This window comes from Alkaliflexus imshenetskii DSM 15055 (genome assembly GCF_000517065.1).
Lineage (GTDB): Bacteria > Bacteroidota > Bacteroidia > Bacteroidales > Marinilabiliaceae > Alkaliflexus > Alkaliflexus imshenetskii.
Window position 1 is genome coordinate 1,092,995 of the sequence record NZ_KI912105.1, and the last position, 21,559, is coordinate 1,114,553.

The 21,559-nt window shown below is 46.2% G+C and carries 13 protein-coding genes; 3 read left to right on the top strand and 10 right to left on the bottom strand.

Annotated elements, in window-relative coordinates; translation table 11 throughout:
* Window positions 1-26 precede the first annotated feature (26 nt).
* The 3 genes from ALKIM_RS0104490 to ALKIM_RS0104500 all read right to left on the bottom strand — a co-directional run bounded on the left by ALKIM_RS0104490 (window position 27) and on the right by ALKIM_RS0104500 (window position 3,863).
* A complete protein-coding gene (locus ALKIM_RS0104490) occupies window positions 27-893 on the bottom strand; it encodes an ROK family protein (protein ID WP_026473599.1) in 867 nt (288 codons plus the stop codon).
* A 25-nt stretch (window positions 894-918) separates the two neighbouring features.
* The gene (locus tag ALKIM_RS0104495) at window positions 919-2,166 is read right to left on the bottom strand and encodes an ROK family protein (RefSeq protein ID WP_026473600.1); all 1,248 of its coding nucleotides are present in this window, start codon (window positions 2,164-2,166) and stop codon (window positions 919-921) included.
* Between the two features lie 455 nt (window positions 2,167-2,621).
* Complete coding sequence (locus ALKIM_RS0104500; RefSeq protein ID WP_026473601.1) at window positions 2,622-3,863, bottom strand: ROK family transcriptional regulator; 1,242 nt, start codon at window positions 3,861-3,863, stop codon at window positions 2,622-2,624.
* 539 nt (window positions 3,864-4,402) lie between these two features.
* Between ALKIM_RS0104500 and ALKIM_RS0104510 the strand changes: the two genes are divergently transcribed.
* Window positions 4,403-5,125 (top strand): copper homeostasis protein CutC, encoded by a 723-nt coding sequence (locus ALKIM_RS0104510; protein ID WP_026473602.1) that lies wholly within the window; start codon window positions 4,403-4,405, stop codon window positions 5,123-5,125.
* Window positions 5,126-5,154: 29 nt separating this feature from the next.
* On the top strand, window positions 5,155-7,464 hold the full coding sequence (locus tag ALKIM_RS0104515) for a GH92 family glycosyl hydrolase (RefSeq protein WP_084555800.1): 2,310 nt from the start codon (window positions 5,155-5,157) through the stop codon (window positions 7,462-7,464).
* A gap of 306 nt (window positions 7,465-7,770) precedes the next feature.
* Here ALKIM_RS0104515 and ALKIM_RS17620 read toward each other — a convergent pair whose 3' ends face one another.
* The 3 genes from ALKIM_RS17620 to ALKIM_RS0104530 form a co-directional block, all read right to left on the bottom strand.
* Window positions 7,771-9,642, bottom strand: a complete 1,872-nt coding sequence (locus tag ALKIM_RS17620) for a glycoside hydrolase family 35 protein (protein ID WP_044117744.1) — start codon at window positions 9,640-9,642, stop codon at window positions 7,771-7,773.
* A gap of 130 nt (window positions 9,643-9,772) precedes the next feature.
* On the bottom strand, window positions 9,773-12,199 hold the full coding sequence (locus ALKIM_RS0104525) for a glycoside hydrolase family 95 protein (RefSeq protein ID WP_026473604.1): 2,427 nt from the start codon (window positions 12,197-12,199) through the stop codon (window positions 9,773-9,775).
* A gap of 81 nt (window positions 12,200-12,280) precedes the next feature.
* On the bottom strand, window positions 12,281-14,509 hold the full coding sequence (locus ALKIM_RS0104530; protein WP_026473605.1) for an alpha-L-fucosidase: 2,229 nt from the start codon (window positions 14,507-14,509) through the stop codon (window positions 12,281-12,283).
* 314 nt (window positions 14,510-14,823) lie between these two features.
* Between ALKIM_RS0104530 and ALKIM_RS0104535 the strand changes: the two genes are divergently transcribed.
* Window positions 14,824-16,023, top strand: coding sequence for an anaerobic sulfatase maturase (locus tag ALKIM_RS0104535; protein ID WP_026473606.1), 1,200 nt, complete (start codon window positions 14,824-14,826; stop codon window positions 16,021-16,023).
* 24 nt (window positions 16,024-16,047) lie between these two features.
* Here ALKIM_RS0104535 and ALKIM_RS0104540 read toward each other — a convergent pair whose 3' ends face one another.
* Genes ALKIM_RS0104540 through ALKIM_RS17625 form a run of 4 tightly spaced genes read right to left on the bottom strand, consistent with a single transcriptional unit; the run spans window position 16,048 to window position 21,406 of the window.
* The gene (locus ALKIM_RS0104540; RefSeq protein ID WP_026473607.1) at window positions 16,048-17,448 is read right to left on the bottom strand and encodes an arylsulfatase; all 1,401 of its coding nucleotides are present in this window, start codon (window positions 17,446-17,448) and stop codon (window positions 16,048-16,050) included.
* A gap of 50 nt (window positions 17,449-17,498) precedes the next feature.
* On the bottom strand, window positions 17,499-18,746 hold the full coding sequence (locus ALKIM_RS0104545) for a glycoside hydrolase family 27 protein (RefSeq protein WP_026473608.1): 1,248 nt from the start codon (window positions 18,744-18,746) through the stop codon (window positions 17,499-17,501).
* A gap of 10 nt (window positions 18,747-18,756) precedes the next feature.
* Entirely contained in the window at window positions 18,757-20,337 is a 1,581-nt protein-coding gene (locus ALKIM_RS0104550) for a sulfatase family protein (RefSeq protein ID WP_026473609.1), read from the bottom strand.
* A 58-nt stretch (window positions 20,338-20,395) separates the two neighbouring features.
* The gene (locus tag ALKIM_RS17625; RefSeq protein ID WP_162148797.1) at window positions 20,396-21,406 is read right to left on the bottom strand and encodes a peptide-N-glycosidase F-related protein; all 1,011 of its coding nucleotides are present in this window, start codon (window positions 21,404-21,406) and stop codon (window positions 20,396-20,398) included.
* Window positions 21,407-21,559 lie beyond the last annotated feature (153 nt).

Sequence of the window (21,559 nt, forward strand, 5' to 3'; positions counted from 1 at the left end):
TCCACTGTTAAACCATAAAAATCAATCTATGGATTAAACACCGCCTCTTTGGCAGAAAGCGTTAGCGCACCAGCCCCCAAAACAGCGATATGCGGATTATCAGATATTTCTATAACAGTTGTTTCCAAAGCAACTTTATGTGGAAACATGTCCAGCGTATTGAGCATGCCATTCTCGAAATAAGGGAATGCTTTTGAGAGTGAACCACCAATAATGATGGCGTCGGGTCCGTAAGAATAGAGAATGGTCTGTATAAGGCTGCCAACATGCTTGCCGTATTCTCTAAAGATATCGAGGGCAGCTTTATCTCCATTAGCAGCCTTCTGTGACAATTCATAAGCATCCATCTTATACTTATGCAAGAAAAACTTGCCACTGCAGTAGTTCTCAAAATCAGAATCGAGATGGGCAATGCCGCCAAACTCTCCGGCCATGGAGCAGTTACCAACGTGCAGAGCATCGTTTACAATAACCCCAGCTCCTACACCAGTTCCCAGAGTTAATCCAACCACATTTTTATGCCCCCGTGCATGGCCAAAGTACTTTTCGCCAAGCACAAAACAGTTGGCATCATTCCCAATAAATACAGGCACAGTAAAAAACGATTCAAGCTCCTCCTTAATTGGGAAATTGGTCCATGCAGGAATATTTGACACATTGTATATCACGCCGGCCTCCATATCCACAAGTCCTGGCACACCAATACCAATACCAATAACCTCGGGGCTCATAAAACTACCGATTGCATCGACAAGATCTTTAATGATGTGTTCCCTTGCCCTATCTGCACCGGTAGGCACTCGCAGCTCAGCCACCACAGAGTCGTCCTTTATATGTGCCACGTGGATTTTTGTACCACCTACATCAATTCCTATTATACTTCTACTAGTCATAAATAAATTATCAAAAATATTTCACTTATCTGGCCGAGCCTTTGCCTATAAACTCAAACACATCCTCCATCACCACAGCCAACGCCCCGATAACGCCTATCTCATTCCCCATTTTTGAAACTTCAATGATTGCCTGATCGCTTATTTGTGAGATACAATACTTATTCACAGCCTGCCGTATGGGAGTTGTCAGAAACTGCCCGGCCTCAGCCATTTTTCCACCCAGAACAATAAGTTCAGGGTTAAACAACTGAATGAGTATGGCGATGCCTTTACCGAGATTCTCACCGATAGCCGATAAGGCATTTATAGAGTGCTGATCGCCATCGAGGGCAGCATCAATTATCTGATTTAATCCAACTTTCTGTAATTCCGCGGGCTCCATTGTCGATAGAAGGGAGCCTCTTCCTGCAAGGATGCCATCCTTAACCATTTTTACGAGTGTGGTTCCGGCAGCAAGTGTTTGCAAACAACCCAGTTTTCCACAGATACACAAATCACCATTTTCGACGATGGGAATGTGACTGAACTCACCTGCAAAACCTGAAGAACCACGATATAACTTGCCATCGAGAATCATTCCCAAACCAATACCCCAGTCGAGAAACAGCACCAAAACATCCTTTTTAGATTTGGCCAATCCCAGACGCCACACAGCTAATGCTATGGCTTTTGCATCGTTCTCAACAAAAACCGGCAATCCCATTTGCTCTTGTAGCACGTCGCGAACGGCCTTTTTCCCAAAATTGAAATAGGTGTGGTTGACACCCTTTACAGAATCCACCAAACCGGGGAAACTTAGTCCAATACCGAGTATTTCCCCCTGGTTAATGCCCTGTTCGGCTATAAAACTCTTTAGGTGCTGAATCAATACATCCAAAGTACTGATGTTGTTATTCAACTCTATTTCGACAGTCTTTAAACCTGAAACATTCTCATTTGCCGCATTAAACAATGAAATTCGGGTTTGATAAATATCCATATCAACCCCAAGGACGTAAAATGCATTGTTAACTAAGGAATAAAGTTCCGGCTTACGTCCGCCTTTTGAGGCACCACGTCCCTTCTTCTCCACCAAATTACGCGTCATTAAATCGGTAAGAATGGCAAACGCGTTGGGCGAGCTAATTTTGGAATACTTACAGATGGAAGCAATTGGTTGCGGACCATTAAAGTACAGGTACTTAATGATGCGAACCGCTGAAAGAAATTTCTTTCGTTCCAGTCCGTCAAGTTTTTTTACCAAAACATTATCGAAAAGATAAGCCTTCATCTCATTAAATGATAAAATGCGTATAAAAGACAACACAAATTAAATACATTTTTTTATAATTGTCGACACTTTTGCAATATTTTTGCAAAAGAAATTTAAAAAACAACAAATTCCAAAGCAATAAAGAGAACAACCTTCACTTAATGAGGCACTTATCCAAATTCACCACTTTACAATCTTTAACCTGAGAGGGCAACAGCTTCAAATAGCACTTCGTTGCTAAGCAGGTTTCATATCAAAAAATCGGAATTCAACTGTTTGTAGTTACACTGAATTGAAAGAAAAAAAACGCCCCGAAGGCTTTGTGTCTGAATCGACAAAAGGCCTTCGGGGCGCATTTAATATGATTGGATAAATAGAAGAGATTGTTAGATATAAGATAAAAGAGAGATAGAGTAGATAAAAGAATCTTTAATATCCTCATCTATCCATCTAAATATCTAACATCTAAAATTCTATTTATGGTTTTTCAAAAACAGGTCAAAAACATCCTCCATGGCTACGGCCATAGCACCATTCACGCCAATCTCCTTACCCATTTTGGACACTTCCATTTTTACACCATCACTAATTTGAGAAATAGAATAGGTATTTATGGCTTGTTGGATAGGGGTGGTAAGATAATGACCCGCCTCGGCCATGGCTCCACCCAGCACAATCATCTCAGGATTATATAACTGTATTAGTATAGAGATACCCCGACCAAGATTTTTGCCGATGGCCGAAAGCGTGTTGATGCAATACTGATCACCATTTAGTGCAGCTTTTACCACGCTCTTCACATCGATATTACTGTTGCCATTCTCGGCTACCGACGACAATGAACTTTTACCCGATTTAACACCTTCTTCTACCAATTTCACCAGTGCAGTACCCGCAGCGATGGTTTGCAGGCAGCCCAGCTTACCACAAATACATAAGTCGCCATTTTCCACAACGGGGATGTGGCTAAACTCACCTGAAAAGCCGTTGGCTCCGCGATAGAGACGTCCATTTAAAATCATGCCCATACCGATACCCCAATCAAGATATAGCACAAGCACATTTTTTCGGCCTTTGGCAACACCAAAACGCCAGACTGCCAACGATATAGCCTTGGCATCATTTTCAACAAACACCGGTATTTTGAGATGCTCTTGCAATACATCTCTCACATTACGAGCACCAAAATGAAGATAGGTGTAATTAATACCGTTAATTGCATCAACCAAACCTGGAAAGCTGAGACCTACACCTACTATTTTATCACGTTCAATGCCCGATTCCTTAATAAACCTGTCAATCTCTTCGATAAGTTTATTTAAGGTCTTGATATCATTGTTCAAAGGAATCTGACAAGCTTTGATTCCGGTAATGTTTTCACGGGCACCATTAAAGAGAGAGAAACGGGTCTGATAAATGTCCATATCAATACCCACAATATAAAACGCATCGTCCTTTACCCTGTATAGCTCGGGCTTACGACCACCGTTGGATTCTCCATAGCCCCGACGCTCAATCACACCGCGCTCAATTAAATCGGACAGAATGGCAAAGGCATTGGGCGAACTAATTTTTAATTGCTTGCATATATTGGCTATTGGCTGGGGGCCATTAACATACAAGTCTTTAATAATCTTAACAGAAGCAATAAACTTCTTTTGCTCTAAACCTGAAAGCTTTTGGGTTAGTACGTTCTCTAAAAAATCAATTTTCATTATCAATCAAGTTATGTAATCAAGGTTAAGAATTTGTTTTAATAAGATGGTAAGATATAAGATGATTAGATGTTAGATGAACAGATAAGTTAATTTACATATCCGCATCATCGGGCTTCATGCCATATCATTTCGATCTCTACTCAATATATATAAACAGCATCGAAATTTCCATTAATATTTCGCGCGTTTCTTAAACGAGTCAAAAATACTTCTTCAATATTTTTTCAAAAGTAATATCTGTTTATTTATTTTTTCATACATTTGTTTCGTAATTGTATGATATTTGCAAGTTTAACAATTACTTTTGGATTAATCGAATCGTATCTCAAAAAATACAAGAGATTCACCAAAAAAACTTATAATACGAAACAAGCCAACCACCTAAAAACCAAAACGATTGAACGGAGGATAGAGATTTAGACGACAGATAAAGTACCGCACTACAATCTAATCTATCGCCCAAATTATCTTGCATCAGATCATGTTTAATCTTAAACGGGCAGAGGCAATCAGTTACATTACAACTCCGACCAGCTATGAATAGAGTAAAACTTGAAATATGCGCTTTCTCGCTCGAGGCGGCCAAACTGGCAGAGAAAGCTGGCGCCGACCGCATTGAGCTTTGCAGCAACCCGGCCGAAGGCGGAACCACACCACATTATGGCCTAATTGAAATGGCCGCGAATCAGCTCAACATACCGGTTTACCCCATCATCAGGCCTAGAGGTGGTGATTTCACCTATTCCGACGAGGAGTTTGAGATGATGAAAAGAGACATCGAGAAATGTAAAGAACTGGGATGCAAAGGCGTGGCCACAGGCATCCTCACGGCCGACAACCGCGTGGATGTGGAACGGATGCGCATCCTTACAAAACTGGCTTTTCCGCTGGGGGTGACGTTTATCCGTGCATTTGACCTTACGCCTGATGCATCGGAAGCACTCGAAATGGTGATTGATGCAGGATGCGAACGTATTCTGACATCCGGCCAGACCGAAAAAGCCGTTGAGGCCGTTGAGATAATCAAAGCATTGACGCAACAGGCAGGAGAACGCATCATCGTTATGCCGGGTTCGGGTGTGCGGGCAAACAACATAGCCCACATCATCGAAAACACAGGCGTTAAAGAGATTCATGCATCGGCCAGGGTGCTGGTGCCAAATAAGCAACAGCGCGTGACTGAACTGGGATTTGGCCAACCTGTGAGCTGCAATGCCGAAGAGGTGGCCGAAATGAGCCGCATCATCAACAACTGCTAACACAAAACACAACTATAATATTCATCATTATGAAAAAAACTGTATGGCAAAAGTCGATACGCAAAGGATTCAAGCTGCTTCTGGCGGTGAATCTGATGCTGCCGCTTGTATCAGGTTGCACCTCCCCTGACACTGAAACTACCGAAGACCTTGCAAGATACGTGGATCCATATATAGGTACCGATTATCACGGACACGTTTTTATTGGAGCACACGTGCCATTTGGCGCCGTCCAGATTGGTCCAACCAACTACATCTACGGGTGGGACTGGACATCGGGCTATCACTACTCTGACAGTATAATGACCGGCTTTTCGCAACTGCACCTGAGCGGTACCGGCATAGGCGATTTGGGCGATGTGCTGATGACCCCATACACCGGCGACATCCATTTCACGCCTGGCAACATCAACGAACCCCTTAAGGGATATGCTTCACTATATACCCATGAGCAGGAGAAAGCCGAAGCAGGATACTACGCCGTTCGCTTGTTGGATTACGACATTGACGTGGAACTTACGGCCAGCGAGCGCGTGGGATTTCATCGCTACACCTTTCCGCAGAGTGAAAATGCACGGGTGGCCATCAACCTGAAACTGGGAATTGGATGGGACCGACCGGTTAACACCATGCTAAAACAGATAAACGATACCACTCTGGCAGGATTTCGCTATTCTACAGGATGGGCCGAAGACCAACGCGTGTACTTCGCCATTGTGACGTCGCGCCCCATCGAAAAGCTTGAATTTGACACCGTAAACAAACTCATTTCAGACCAACAAGCTGAAGGCAACGATGTGGTAGGCGTGCTTACCTGGGCCACCGCACAGGGCGAGCAGATACAATTCAAAGTGGGCATCTCCCCCGTGAGCATCGATGGCGCCATCAACAACATACGTCAGGAAATACCGCACTGGAACTTTGAAGCCGTTAAAAAAGAGGCCCGTGACAAGTGGAACCGCGAACTGGCCAAAATTAAGGTGTCGCACAAAGACCCGGCCGTGCTTCGGACGTTTTACACCGCCATGTACCATGCCTTTACAGCTCCGGTGTTGTTCAACGACCATGACACGAGCTATCGCGGCACAGACAAAGAGGTGTACACAAACCCCGGATTTTCAAACTACTCGGTGTTTTCTCTTTGGGATACCTACCGTGCCGTGCACCCGCTATTTACCATTGTGCAGCACGAACGTGTGGACGACATGGTGACTTCGATGCTGAAGATATATCAACAGCAGGGAAAACTTCCGATTTGGCACCTGATGGGAAGCGAAACCAACTGCATGGTGGGTTACAGCGCCGTGCCGGTAGTCGCCGATGCCTTCTTTAAAGGATTTACCGGATTTGCCCGCGATTTGGCTTACGAAGCTGTGTTGGCCTCCTCCATGCTGGACGAAGAGGGCATTCAATACCTGAAGAAATACGGATTCATTCCGGCCGACCTGGAGCAAGAGTCGGTATCAAAAGCGCTGGAGTATGCCATATCCGACTGGGCCATCTCGCGCATGGCAGAGAAAATGGGCGACGAAAAAAATCAGGCATACTACCACACACGCTCTAAAGCATTTGAAAGATACTTTGACCCGGAAACCCAGTTTCTGCGTCCGGTGTTGAAAGATGGCTCATTTAAATCACCTTTCGACCCCATTGAATCGATTCATGAGGGTTACGCCTGGACCGACTACACCGAGGGCAACGCGTGGCAGTACACTTTTATGGTGCCCCACGATGTGTATGGCCTTATAGATTTGATGGGTGGCGATGCGGCCTTTGAGACAAAGTTCGACAGCCTATTTTTTGTGACCGGCGACCTGGGCCAATTTGCATCGCCCGACATTTCGGGATTGGTGGGTCAATACGCACAGGGGAATGAGCCAAGCCACCACGCGGCCTATCTCTATGCCTTCTCGGGCAACCAATGGAAAACAGCCGAGAAAACCCGATATATCATGGACAAATGGTACACCGACCAACCCGATGGTCTTCCCGGCAACGAGGATTGCGGACAAATGTCGGCATGGTACATTTTCTCTTCGCTGGGCTTTTATCCGGTGAACCCCTCAAACTCGGTTTTTGTGTTTGGCTCACCCTTGTTCGACAAAGCCACCATCAGTCTGCCAAACAACAAAACCTTTACCGTGAAAGCATTGAACAACAGCAAAGAGAATATTTACATTCAGTCGGTAACGCTCAATAACCGGCCGATTACCAGAACGTACATCACTTACAGAGAAATCATGAATGGTGGCACGCTGGTGTTTGAAATGGGCAACACACCTAACAAATCGTTCGGCAAGCTTCCTGAGGACAGACCTCTGGATGCGCTTGCTGAATAAGTTGAGACCTCAATTTTTTAAAAAATGTCCCGTCCCATTTTGAGGCGGGACATTTTTTTTGATGGGTTGATGGGCGCACCGTGAGGTGAGCAAGTTCGGTAGAAATTAACAGTGCATCAACAATATATTCGCGCGCTGTTAGGTGCGAAAGATCGGTAGAACATATCAACATAAAAGAATCGCCCGCCCCTTAGGGGCGGAACAAACATCTGGAATACCTTTAGACCCCGACATAAAAAAACCAAGGAGCTGCAAACACATTGCAACCCCTTGGTTTTTGTCTATTTCAATTATTTATATGCTGTTTTAATATTCGATTTGCTGAACGGCAGTGGGTCCTGTGAACAACTCCTCGTTGAGTTCATCCAGTATGGGATGGTCTAAGCCGCTGATTTCGCTTTGCCACATCTTTAGCATCTCGAACACCACCACTTCGTTCTCGCCTTCGCGCAACCAGGGCGCAGGTATATAAAGCGTTTGCTGAGGCCCCACCTGCCAATAGCGACCCACATGGTGGCCATTTACCCAGAGGCTGCCTTTACCGAAGTCACGCATGTCGAAATAAGTATCCTCCACCTTATCCAAATGGAAGGTTCCACGGCGCAGCACCGGCCAGTCGCTATGTGCTTTAGCCGACTCAGAGAAGGTGTATCCATCGATTGACTTGAACGGATAGCCAAAAATATCCCATCCGGTAACCTCTCTTCCGGCAAAAAAGACCGTTTCAGTGATTCCCTTTCGGTTGTCGGTCAAAAAGGAGCCAAAATTAATCCTGCCCAAATTCTCGATAAAAAGAGACAGGCGCGTACCGTTGTTCGGCACTTTCAGGTAGATGGAGTCCAGTTCGGTGCGGCGATCAAGTACACCTATGCGTTTGCCATCGAGCAACACAATACCATAGTCGCGAAGCTCCCTCACCTTAAGCCATCCTTCGCCCTTTGGAAGCTCTGTTTCATAAAGCACATAGCCGTAGCCCTGGTTAATATCCTCAAAACTCAATGGTCGCTCCGACTTAATCACTGCCGGGCGCTGCTGCTCTATCAACGCAATTTCATCCAGTTGAAACGATTTTACGCTTATGGATTTTAGCGGCTGAGGCACTTCAGGAATATGGTATCCCTCAGGTGCATACTTCTTCACCAACTCACGGTAGGCAAAGAATTTGGCCGTTGGATTACCCGCCTCGTTGATGGGCGCATCGTAATCGTAGCTTTGCGTTTGCGACTGATAGGGCATGTAGGTGTCGTAGTTGGCACCATTCATAAAACCAAAGTTTGACCCACCATGCGCCATGTACATATTCAGCGAGATGCCATAGTGGAAGATAGAGTCCAGGTGAGCGGTAAAATTTTCTACCGGGGATGTATGGTGTCTTTTGCCCCACACATCGAACCAAGCGGGATACCACTCAGAGACGAAATAGGGTCCGCCGCCATTGATGCGATCCTGCGTGGCAATAACCTCAGCAGGCTTGGCACCGCCGTTAACAGCCGCGTAAATTCCGGGTAGATGTCCGGCATCGATGGTATAGGGCGGGTCGCAAGTGAAAAGGTCGCAAGTAAATCCTGCCTCGATAAAGATATCGCGGTTCATGGCCAGGTACTCCTTGTCGCTGCCATAAAAACCGTACTCATTCTCGATCTGCACCATGATGATGGGTCCGCCATTCTCAATGAGCAACGGCGTTAGCTGTTTGCCAACTTCCATCACATAATCGCGATAGGCATTGATGAAACGCGGATCTTTGCTGCGCACTTTCAAATCAGACTCTTTGAGCAGCCACCAGGGATAGCCGCCAAACTCCCATTCGGCACACACATAAGGACTGGGTCGCAACATCACCCACAAATCTTCTTCCTGTGCGATACGAATAAACTCGGCAATATCTGCATTACCTTCAAAGTTGTACTCGCCCGGATAGGGTTCGTGTACGTTCCAAAACATATAAATGCTGATGGCATTCATGCCCATGGCCCTCACCATCTGTAGACGCTGACGCCAGTATTCACGCGGAATACGCGATGGATGCACCTCGCCTGAAAAGAACTGAACCGGTTCACCATTGAGCAAGAAGTGCCCGTCGGCAATTCGGAACTCATTTCTCTTTTGAGTGCACGACGTTGAGAACATCCCTGTCATCATCGCCGCTACAAAAAGCATTAAGAGTATTTTTTGCATTTCAGATAATATTTAATAACAATTGTTTTTTTGATGCTAGATTATTAGATATTAGATGGATAGATGGATAGATGAGGATGTTCAAGATTCATTTTTGTCTGCTCTATCTCTCTTTTTATCTTATATCTAATTATCTATAAAACTCCAGTTGCAACCTGTCACCCTTGCTCAGGCTCACCGAAAACATGCCCTCCTCAACCTTAATTTGGGTCTTTTTTCCGTTGATGAATGCCTTAACGCTGTTGCGATTTCCGGGCATTTTAATGACAAAGTTGGCATCCTGTTGAGCCTCCAGAGAAGCAGTGGTGATTACACCATTGCGCCACGAAGCCCCAACAACACCATCGCCCCGCACGCGCAAACCCGAAAACGAACCATCAGCAAACTGGTCGGGCAAGGCTGGTAACAGATTTACAAAACCCGCGTGACTCTGCACAAACATCTCGGCAATACCGGCAGTACCGCCAAAATTCCCATCAATCTGAAAGGGTGGATGGGCACAAAACAGATTGGGATAGGTGCCCCCCTTGTTGATATAATTCATCTCACTATCAAACACCGGTTCCAGCAGGTTTTTCAGCAATTTAAAGGCGTGGTTTCCATCGTGCAAACGAGCCCAGAAGTTGATTTTCCAGGCACGCGACCAGCCTGTGCCGCCATCGCCACGCGCATAGAGGCTTTGGCGTGCAGCCTCGGCCAACTCCGGTGTGAGTTCGGGTGTGATTTCGTTGCCCGGATGCAAGCCATACAGATGCGACACATGTCGGTGCTCAGGCTCTGCCTCTCGGTACTCGTGCAGCCACTCCATCAAACGGCCGTCGCTTCCAATTTGGTTAGGAGGCAGCAGGCTGATGGCCGAAGCCAGTTTCCCGGAAAATGGCGAATCCACATTCAGCAAAGCCGCCGCCCTGATGGTATTGCCAAACAGTTCGCGAATGAGTTGGTTGTCCATGGTTGGCCCCATGCAAATGCTCACCACCTTATCGGTATCAGGCATAAAAAATGCGTTCTCAGGCGATGTAGAAGGCGCCGTCACAAGCCATCCAGAGTTTGGATCGGTCACTAACATATCCAAAAAAAACTGAGAAGCCCCTTTCAGTACCGGATAAATCTCTTTCAGATAAACCATATCCCTGGAATAGTCGAAATGCTCCCACAGATGAGCTGCAAGCCATGCCCCGCCCGTGTTGGTTGCACCCCAGGAGGGATGCTCGCCCGGCGCCGTAAACCCCCACACATTCGTCATCATGTGAGCCACCCAGCCTTTGGCGTTATAAAACACGCGCGCCGTTTCGGTTCCCGGCTCCACGAGCGACCTGGTAAGTTCAATCAGCGGCCTGTGCATCTCCGGAAGGTTCGTGATTTCAGCAGGCCAATGGTTCATCTGCACGTTGATATTTAAGTGATAATCGCCATTCCAGGGCGTATGAATGGTATTGGCCCATAAACCTTGCAGGTTGGGCGGCAACACCTGAGCGTGGGCACTACTTATGAGGAGGTAACGTCCATACTGAAAATAGAGTTCGATAAGTCCGTTGTCGTCCGGATCATCGGCAAATGCAAGAAGACGCTCAGCCGTTGAAATCGCTTCACGCGATTCATTGTGCGACAATGAAACAGATACCCGGTCGAAAAAACGCATGTACTCTTCCACATGGGCATCCCGCATTAGGAAATAATCTCTATGCGCGGCTGCATTCAGTTTGTTATCTATTGTAGCTTTAAAATCGACATCATTAAAATCGGTGCCTTTCGAAATGATAAGGATGACCTCATCGGCATTCTTAATTTCAAGCGCATTGGCATGCGAAAGCAACTCACCGCCTTTAACCACTGGCTTAACTTTAGCCTTGTAGCGCATCCCTTTTTCATCAGAGCCATTCTTTAGCTGTCCCTGCATTACCAAAACGCCATCATCAATAAACACTTCATAGTCGCGCGGACGATCCATCTCAATACTGAAATTCAAAGCCTTCTTTTTATCGGCCGTTAGCCGGATGATTGCCACATCATCGGTAAAACTGGTGAAATACTCCCGGTTAAAAGTCACACCATCCACACTAAACGAGGTGGATGCCAAAGCATTATCGATGCTCAACTCCCGATGATAATTGGTAATTGATTGTTGCTCGTTAAACCCAAAGTTTAGCCGGAGCACACCCAGCATTTCGAAACTGCCATAGGGCACCTCGGCACCATTGCCGTGACCCGAGCCTGCACCTTTACAGACAAACGTGCGATAGACCAGTGCCTGCGCCTCATTATTAAGACCCTCAAACAGCAGCCTTTGAATTTCGGGCAGATACATCCCTGCCTTCGGATTGTTTGGGTCTTCTACCCCGCCCGACCAAAGGGTAATGTCATTAAGTATCAGCGATTCTGTATAAACACCACCATCCGGCATGATGCCAATTCGACCATTACCCAGCGGCAAAGTCTCCTCCCACACAGCAGCAGGCTCATTGTACCAAAGCTTGTAGCGCGAATCATTTGTCGGCTGATGCACATGGCAGGATATAATCAGTAATCCAACCAAAATAATAGAGAGTAGTCTCATGGGCATAGATGTTAGATGATTGTTTTTACAGAAACATAGAGACTGTTTTGCGCAAGTAAAGTGCAACTTTCATCTTAAATGCTATTCCGACAAGATGTCAATTTCAGCAGCGCCCACACGCGTTAAGCCTCCTGGAGCCTTCAGGTTTGACAGACGCAGAAATTTGGCCTGATGTGTTGCATTGAACAACACAATGCGGCGCGAAGGGTCATTACGGATGTTTCCAAATTCACCCGAGTGAATTTTTCTCCAGTTTTGACCATCGGTACTAACCTCCACATCAAACGCCTCAATGAATCCGCCATGCGCATGCGGCAGATAGGCCAACCCCGTCACCTGATGTGTCGTATTCATCTCAATGGTAAGGCTCAATGGAGCGCCAGCCACCTTCTCTTCAGAAATCCAGACAGTGTAATTGTTGCCGTCCACGGCACGTGATGCACGTTCCGACTCACCACTTGCATCATAGGCACGCCATCCGTCCTTTGCAATGCCAAGACGCAAATCTGTAACAGCCCCTAATCTATCGCCCACAATGGCTCGTGCCTTTATTTGCCCTCCAAGAGGCAAGTTGATTGGTTCTGCATACAAAACAGAACTGCTGTTTGGCTCCGAACCATCGAGGGTGTAATAAATGCTCTGGGATAAGTCAGCAGTACCATGATCTTTCCAGGCAAAACTGGTTCCAACGCCCATGGTCACATTACCGGAGACATCGCTACGAACGACCACTGCTTTTGGTGGCTCATCATAATAATGAACCGAAAAACGAGAGATCGCTGGCGCCAGTCGGGAATTTGTTATTACAAGTTTCAACTCATCAGTTTCTACAGACGGGAAACGCAGGATGCGTTTATAGCCTATAGTTTTGCCCTCAGCTACTTTAATCCATCTCCCATCGATAAAAGCCTCCAGATGGTGCGCTTCTACCCGCTCGCCACGGTGGGCAATGGCCTCCTGAATCACAACCCTGTTGACTGTTGTCTTTTGTGGCAGCTTCACCATAAACTCAGCCGTTTTGCCGGGCGCCTGCCACCATGTATCCTGATTGTTATCCATCACTTTGGGTGCAGATGACGAGCCCCCTGCCAGCAAATCATTGTCATAGACCTGCCGTATGCGGCGCCCCACTTCACGAAGCACCTCGGCATCACGTGCAGAGAACTGTCCATCTTTGTTTGGAGGGATGTTTAGGTGAAACACACTGTTGCCACCTACCGACCGCTCATAAATGTCAAACACATCGTCGGCACTGCGCACCTGCTGCTCATCATCATTTCGCCAGAACCATCCGTGGCGAATGGATGTATTCGTTTCGGCAGGATAATAGTGGAAGTATTTAGTATCCTCCGTAATCATGTCGCGCCCTGCCACATTTTCACCCATTTTATCAGGCCAATGATAGGTATCAGGCGATTGAGTGAGTGGAATCACATTGTACTCGGCCTCACGGGTGGCACCTCCCTCATTGCCACACCAGCGGGCATCCGGACCTTTGCCAAAAATAACCGCGTCGGGTGCCAGGTTACGAATCAAATCAAACCAGGCATCGTAATTATAAGTTTGTTTCGTTCCCGGTTTTGGATGCGCCCCATCAAACCAAACCTCATACACGGGGCCATACTCTGTAAGAAGCTCAAACAGTTGGTTCAGGAAATACTCATTGTAATCGTCCGCTTCATAAGTGAAAGTGCGCTTGTCGTCAAATGCACGCCCCTCCACCGGTCTTGGGATCACACGTTGGGTAAATTCGCTGCCATTGCCATATAAGCCGTTGGGAGATTCTATTTGGTATAGGTCGGCTGGTGAGAGGTAAATTCCCAGTCTCAACCCGTATTTTTCACAGGATTTGACAAGTTCTCGGAGCACATCGCCCTGCCCGTTGAGCCATGGCGAAGACGCCACGGAATAGTTCGTGTATCTGGTTTGCCATAAGCAATAACCCTCATGATGTTTAACAACCATCACCACGCGACGAATGCCTGCATCTTTCATCAGTTCGCACCACTGGTCGGTATTCAAGTCTCCGGGCACAAACAGCGTGGCATCTTCAAAACCGTTGCCCCACTCACGACCAGTGTAGGTATTGGGGCCATAATGGATAAAGCCAAAAAACTCATCCTCGAACCATTTCATCTGGCGAGGATGGGGCAAAACCCGAGCGGACAGTTCCACTTTCTGCTCATGTGTATATCCCTCCGGTACTTGCGCGGTCTGGATATAATATGTGCCATCACCCTTACCACAGGAGCTGATTAGCAACATAATGAATAAAAAAAACGTTGTAAAAAGGAATCCTAATCGTTTCATCGAGATATTATTTTTGAAAAGTTACAGACCTCAAAGTATTATTAATGCAGAAATATTCACATTACGCCATACTAAAAATGCAATACATCAAATGACAGCTCAGACCATTTTAGAAACAAAAAACAGAGATTTCGAAATAATTGATAAATTATTACAAACTTAAGCAAAATTTTCAACAAACAATTGTTTTGGCGGTTTTTTATGTATTACATATATTGCGTTTTTTTTCAAAAAAAAAGAATACATCAACAGGTTATATAAACATCTTAATTTTGAGTCTCAATAGCTTTTTAAGGAACCTTTACACTAAATAAATGAAACCGTCATACAAGCCATTAAATTCCGTACTTATTAAACCGGCAGGTCCGGATTGTAATTTAGGATGCACCTACTGCTTTTATCTGGAAAAAGCTGAGCTGTTCAAAGAGACAACCGTTCATCGTATGAGCGATGAAGTACTGGAAGAAACCATTCGCCAGGTGATGGCGCAATCGGGTAAGGAGGTGTCCATTACCTGGCAAGGTGGCGAGCCAACTCTAATGGGACTTGAGTTTTTCGAAAAGGTAATTAAGTACGAGCAAATTTATGGTAAAGGCAAGACGGTGGGCAATGGACTTCAGACCAACGGGCTTCTCATTGATGAAGAATGGGCTGATTTTTTGCAGCGGTATAACTTTCTGGTAGGCCTTTCGATAGATGGCCCGCAGCATGTGCACGACCACTACCGCCTGACCCGAAGCGGACGCCCGTCCTGGGAGACGGTTATGAAAAGCGCCAAACTACTTATGCAACGAGATGTGGCCGTCAATGCCATGTGCTGCATCACAAACTATTCGGCGGGCTTTGCCAAAGAGATTTATGATTTCTATAAAACGAATGGTTTTGAATGGATGCAGTTTATCCCCATTGTTGAAACCGACAAACAAAATCCCAAAAAAGCAGCTGATTTCTCCCTTACCGATATTCAGTACGGGGAGTTTATGATTGAGATTTTTGACCTGTGGCTAAAGGACTTTGTGAACGGCCAACCAACCACCAATGTGCGGTTTATAGATACCATTTTTCATACCTACGTGGGTCTTCAGGCACCCGAATGCACCATGGCACGCGAGTGCGGTGTGTATCTAACAATAGAGCACAATGGCGACATTTTTTCATGCGACTTTTTTGTTGACCCCAAATGGAAACTCGGCAGTGTGAAAAACGGCCACCTGATTGACATGCTCAACTCTAAGAAGCAACAACAGTTTGGCGCATTAAAAGCCCAACTTCCCAGAAAATGCAGAACATGCAGCTGGTATAAACACTGCTTTGCAGGTTGTACCAAAGACCGCATTAAAGACCCACGAGACAGCGGACTGCCGCGCTTCTGCAAATCGCAGATTATGTTCCTGGAACATGCCGATCCAGTATTTAAGCAGCTGGCCAGGGAATGGCTGAGCCAGCAAGAAAAGATTCAAGCTGGCTCAGCCCCTGGTAAAAGCTACAATGCGTGGAACGACTTTATGCAGTAACCATTGGTAAAAAGGTTACTGCTGTTAGTCCATTGGAAATGGAAACTCGGGTGATGCCACTCTGGCGCTGCGCATTATCTCAGAGATACGCGCCACCACATCTGCATAATCACTTGCAATATTTGTTGTTTCGCCCGGATCGTTATCCAGATTATAGAGTTCAATATCTCGGTTTCCATCTGTCAGATTATACCGTACGCCTTTCCATTGATCCATGCGAACCGCCTGCCTGGCTCCCAACTCATGAAACTCCCAATAGAGATACTCATGTTTTGGCTGCTTATCCGCTTGTCCCATGAACACCGGCACAAGCGAAATGCCATCGGTTTCAACGTCTGTCACTACACCGGCTAACTCGCTAAACGTTGGGAAAACATCCCAGAAGGCCGAAATGTGTCCGGTTTCCACTCCTTTTGGAATGACACCGGGGAAGCGCGCCACAAACGGAACGCGAATGCCGCCCTCGTATAAATCCCGCTTGGTGCCCCGCAAGCCGCCACTGCTATTAAAAAAAGCCGGATCGTTTCCACCTTCCACGGCAGGTCCGTTATCAGAAGTAAATATCACCAGCGTGTTGTCATCAATCCCAAGTTGAGCCAGCAAATCCATGATTCTACCCACATCCGAATCCAAATGGGTTATCATGGCAGCCAAAGCGGCACGAGGATATGGCTGCTCGCCATAGCTATGACCTGCAGGCCACGGGTTTGGCTCGGGATACTTGCCAATGAATGGCTCCAGATACTCCTGGGGCAGAACCATTTCAGCATGAGGGATGGCATAAGCCATGTAAAGAAAAAATGGCTTATCCTTGTGGTCGCGAATAAACTGCATGCCCTTGTCTGTAACGGCATCATGACTATATACTGGCTCATCGTACGATACCCGCTGCCGGTTCTCCCATAGATAATCGACAAAATAGTGATGCGCATGTCGTTGACAGTTATTGCCAAAGAAGTAATCAAAGCCCATATCGAGCGGCTCACTTCCCGAACCTGGATATCCAAGCCCCCATTTACCAACAATACCATTGGTGTAACCTGCGTCTTTCAAAACGTGCGCAATGGTTCTTGTGGTTTGAGGTAAAGGCTGCTGGCCTTCGGGCCTGTACTCCTTGTTGCCACGCACCGGCGTATTTCCGGTATGCAACCCGGTCAAAAGTGAACTGCGCGATGGTGCAGAAACAGTGCTACCACTGTAATGATTGGTAAATCGAATGCCCTCTGCGGAAAGCCTGTCGATGTTAGGCGTTGAAAATTTCTCTTGTCCGTAACAACTCAGGTCACCATAGCCCAAATCATCGGCCAGGATAAATATGATGTTGGGCGGATTAACCTCTGCCCTTTTACCGTCTTGGGCACAACTGCCAAGCGTGATAGCACCCAGAGCTGCCAGAGAGATGTTTAAGTGGTTTATAAAATACATTTATATGATTGTTTAGCAATGTATAAAGCCTGTTGAATGTGAAAACTCAACTATTTAAACTGAAACACATTAAACGGAAGCGACTCTCCCTCAACCAGCAATGCCACCACGCCATGCGAGGGCACCTCAAACAAGAGAGAAGTTTCAATCAAATTATGGCGTGATTGTTTGTCCCACAAATCTTTATAGTTATATCCTTTATGAGGATTGATGCCCACATCCGCCAGACTGAGTGATATATTTGCAGAGGATTTGGTACGGTTGAACAGTACCACGGCAATCTTCCCACTCATGGTTGAAACAAGCGGCTTTGCCCACACTTCCAATCCATCGTTGGCACTCAATCTGCGGGCCTGGTAACCCAGTTTATCCTGATTAAGCGCAATAATCTCTTTATTGGTGAGGATAGACAATGTCTCATCGCTAATGGTAGTTAGATCGTTACCAGCCAACAGGGGAGAATTCATAATACTCCACATGGTGAAGTGTGACTTATCCTCCTCATAGCTCATTCCACGGCCAACCTGCAACATATCCATATCGTTGACACTGCCCGGTGATGAATAGCGCCACAAATCGGCATTCAGATCGATGATGGCCAGGATGGAACCAAAATGGTTGTCGATGTCGCCGGAAATACGCCACGAGTCGGCCACGGCAGTCACCCATCTGCCTGGGAAACGCCATGCACAGACATTAAACACCGCATCGGGGCGTATCTCCCGAATGGTTTTGGAAATCTGCGTATAGCGGGTTTCCAGATCCATATCGAGCCATTGCCCGCCGCACCAATCTACTTTTATAAAATCATAATTCCAGTCAATAAGCATCTGCGTAAGGTCACTGCGGTCAAATCCCCACAATCCCATGCCCACACCAATGGTATCTTTGTCCCAGTAAGATGCGCAGGTGTTAATGCCGGCATCGGTATAAATGCCTGCTTTAAGACCTTTGGAGTGGATATATTCCGCAAGCGCTGCCATGCCCGAAGGAAACTTCTCAGGATGTGCGATGATGTTCCCATTTTCGTCCCGTCCACCAAAATAGCCATCATCAATATTGATATACGTATATCCGGCATCTTTCATGCCGTTGGCCACCATGGCATCGGCTTGTGCTTTAATAATATCTTCCGATATCTCCACACGATAATTATTCCAGCTAGCCCAGCCCATAAGCGGGGTTACAGGCCTTGTCGGAGCCGGTACTTCAGACGCTGACTGAGGAATGGTACAACCACTTACTAAACTCACCAACATCACGATGCCCATCAGACTATCAATCTTCCCTTTCTTCATACAAAAAGCATTAATTGGTAACAGTTATTTTTCCATCGAAAACTCCAAGCGCCAGTTCATCATTATATTGAACGATGATGCGCCTTAACTCATCCTTCATCCGTTGAATTTCGCCCTGATAACCGGCACTACCAAAGAGGTTATTCATTTCATTGGGGTCGGCTTCAAGGTCAAAAAACTCCCACGCATCCACTTCGTAATAAAAACGGATAAGTTTGTAACGACCATTGCGAATGCCAAAATGGCGATTCACCATGTGTTCATCCGGATGCTCATAATAGTGATAATAAATGGCATCGCGCCAGTTTTCGGGCTGCTCATTATCCATAAGCGCCACCAATGAGCGGCCGTGCATATCCTTAGGAACCTCCAATCCGGCTATGTCCAGAAATGTTGGCGCATAATCAATGTTCTGAACCATTTGTGACACCTCGCCCCTTCGTGCATACCCCTTTGGAAGGCGCATAAGCAAGGGTGTTCTTACAGACTCTTCGTACATAAACCGCTTGTCGAACCAACCATGCTCACCCATATAGAACCCCTGATCAGAAGTATAAACAATGAGCGTATTATCGAGCAGGCCCATCTTTTCGAGATGCTCTAAAAGTCGGCCCACGTTGTTGTCGAGCGAGCGCGTACAAGCCAGATAGTCGCGCATATAACGCTGATATTTCCATTCGCTTAACGCGTCACCTGACAGTGCGGCTGCTTTAAACTCTTCAATAATGGGAAGATAATGCGCATCCCAAGCCTCGCGCTGCTCAGGGGTCATGCGCGCATATTCGCCGGTACGGTAGTAACGTCCCAAGGGTGTTTGAATGTCACCTTTGGGGTCAGCCATTTTAAGGTCATAGACCAAATCCATATCGTGATGGATACTCATTCGTTGCAGAGTAGCCGCTTTTCGTCCCTGGTAATCGTCATAGAAAGTTTCGGGGATGGGAAAAGAGGCATCTTTAAACTCATCCAAATCTGGCAGGTCGGGCATCCAAACGCGATGCATGGCCTTGTGATGCACCAGCAAGCAGAAAGGCTTATCCTTTTCCCACATATTATTGAGCCAATCGATGCTGAAATCGGTGGTAAGGTCGGTTACATATCCTTCGTATCTTTTAGTTGTGCCCATTTCGATGAAATCGGGATTGTAGTAATGTCCCTGTCCCGGCAAAATGCTCCAATAATCGAATCCGGTTGGATCACTTTTCAAATGCCACTTACCAATTAGCGCCGTTTGATATCCTGCTTGCTGCATCAGCTTAGGAAAGGTCTGCTGAGAGCCATCAAACACATCATGATTGGTTCGCTGCCCGTTGGCATGACTGTGTTTGCCTGTCAGCATTACCGCCCTACTGGGTGCGCAGATGGAGTTAGCCACGAAGCTATTGGAGAAAATAACCCCTTCGCTGGCAATCCGATCAAGATAGGGTGTTTGAATGAAACGGTTGTCATAAGCACTCAATGTTTGAAAAGAGTGATCATCCGTCATAATGAAAAGGATGTTTGGGCGCTGTGGCTTCTGTTCTGCCGCAGGTTTACATCCGCTGGCCGTGAGTAGCGCCAGGCCGGTCATTGCAAGAATTGAATCCTTCATTTTTAATATTGTAATGAGTAATAGGTTTTGCAGATATCAACAAACAGCCAGAAATGGATTAATTTACCACTGGCCTCTCCAAGGGTTCGTTGCTTTTAACTATCACATAGCTCGAAATGGCATAGTAGGCATGTTTGTTATCGGCCGATGACTGGAAATTATTTACCCATTCGTCCAGTTCATATGCGTAAGTAAATGATTCACCTGCCATGGGCAAATCAAATTTGTCAGTGCGGACGGGGACAGCCATACCCGGGCACCAGCCTGCTCTGTCGGGGCTCCAATTACCCCTCTGATTATTAATCGGGTTGGATGCACAACCCAGTGGTTTTAGCTCGTGATAAAACAAAGGTGCACCATTAATTAACGTTGCATGAGTTCGGAAGCACCACTCTGCACATGGTCTGCCATCAGGATCCAAAGGCGTGGCATGCCCCCAGCCGGTAATAACAGTTCGAAGCGAAGTCGCCTCGGCCATTTCTGGAATAGTGACGGTGCGTGAGAGGTCAAAGCCATGCTTCTCACCATAAGGAATACCGGCAAGGCTATGCTGATTAAACGCCAAAAGATTGACTACCTGATAATACTTGTAATCCGGTGTACCTTCTGTCACCTCAAAATTAACTGTGACCAACCATCCATCGCTACCCCATACTTCAACAAAAGAACGCAAGGTTACCTCGCCTGTTAACAACGACTTAAAATCAGTCACATCAATACGAAAACCTTTTCCAACGGCGGAGTTATCAACGCCGTAAGGGGTAATATACCGTCCAATTTCAAACCAGTGATCCGAATTTGGATCCTTTACGGATATGTTGGCGTACATATCCCAGATATTACAACCTTCAGGAGGACAATTCAGTTTAACAAACATCCAGATTCGCTCCACCTTAGTGGGATCCACATGAAAATCAAACACCCCTTCTACAGCCTGGTTAAACCCATTCCCGAAGGCATGCCTTTGCTTATCAAATGTTTTTATGGTATGGACCACAGGCAATGGCTCACTATTTGATGATTTGTCGCACGCAGAAACAATACCTGTCAGTACAGTCAATAATGACAAAACATAAAAACTAAATCTTTTCTTCCGCAGAAAATAATTCTTTAAAAGTCGAGTGGAACTCGGATAAATTTGTACATCCCGATTTGTGCATAAGTCAAAACCTGATTGTTTCATAATTTGATTTGGTTAAAGATTAACATTTAATATTTTTTT

Bases quoted from the DNA above. Each gene is read 5' to 3' on its own strand.
- ALKIM_RS0104490 (WP_026473599.1), bottom strand. From the start codon at position 893: ATGACTAGTAGAAGTATAATAGGAATTGATGTAGGTGGTACAAAAATC.
- ALKIM_RS0104495 (WP_026473600.1), bottom strand. From the start codon at position 2,166: ATGAAGGCTTATCTTTTCGATAATGTTTTGGTAAAAAAACTTGACGGA.
- ALKIM_RS0104500 (WP_026473601.1), bottom strand. From the start codon at position 3,863: ATGAAAATTGATTTTTTAGAGAACGTACTAACCCAAAAGCTTTCAGGT.
- ALKIM_RS0104510 (WP_026473602.1), top strand. From the start codon at position 4,403: ATGAATAGAGTAAAACTTGAAATATGCGCTTTCTCGCTCGAGGCGGCC.
- ALKIM_RS0104515 (WP_084555800.1), top strand. From the start codon at position 5,155: ATGAAAAAAACTGTATGGCAAAAGTCGATACGCAAAGGATTCAAGCTG.
- ALKIM_RS17620 (WP_044117744.1), bottom strand. From the start codon at position 9,642: ATGCAAAAAATACTCTTAATGCTTTTTGTAGCGGCGATGATGACAGGG.
- ALKIM_RS0104525 (WP_026473604.1), bottom strand. From the start codon at position 12,199: ATGAGACTACTCTCTATTATTTTGGTTGGATTACTGATTATATCCTGC.
- ALKIM_RS0104530 (WP_026473605.1), bottom strand. From the start codon at position 14,509: ATGAAACGATTAGGATTCCTTTTTACAACGTTTTTTTTATTCATTATG.
- ALKIM_RS0104535 (WP_026473606.1), top strand. From the start codon at position 14,824: ATGAAACCGTCATACAAGCCATTAAATTCCGTACTTATTAAACCGGCA.
- ALKIM_RS0104540 (WP_026473607.1), bottom strand. From the start codon at position 17,448: ATGTATTTTATAAACCACTTAAACATCTCTCTGGCAGCTCTGGGTGCT.
- ALKIM_RS0104545 (WP_026473608.1), bottom strand. From the start codon at position 18,746: ATGAAGAAAGGGAAGATTGATAGTCTGATGGGCATCGTGATGTTGGTG.
- ALKIM_RS0104550 (WP_026473609.1), bottom strand. From the start codon at position 20,337: ATGAAGGATTCAATTCTTGCAATGACCGGCCTGGCGCTACTCACGGCC.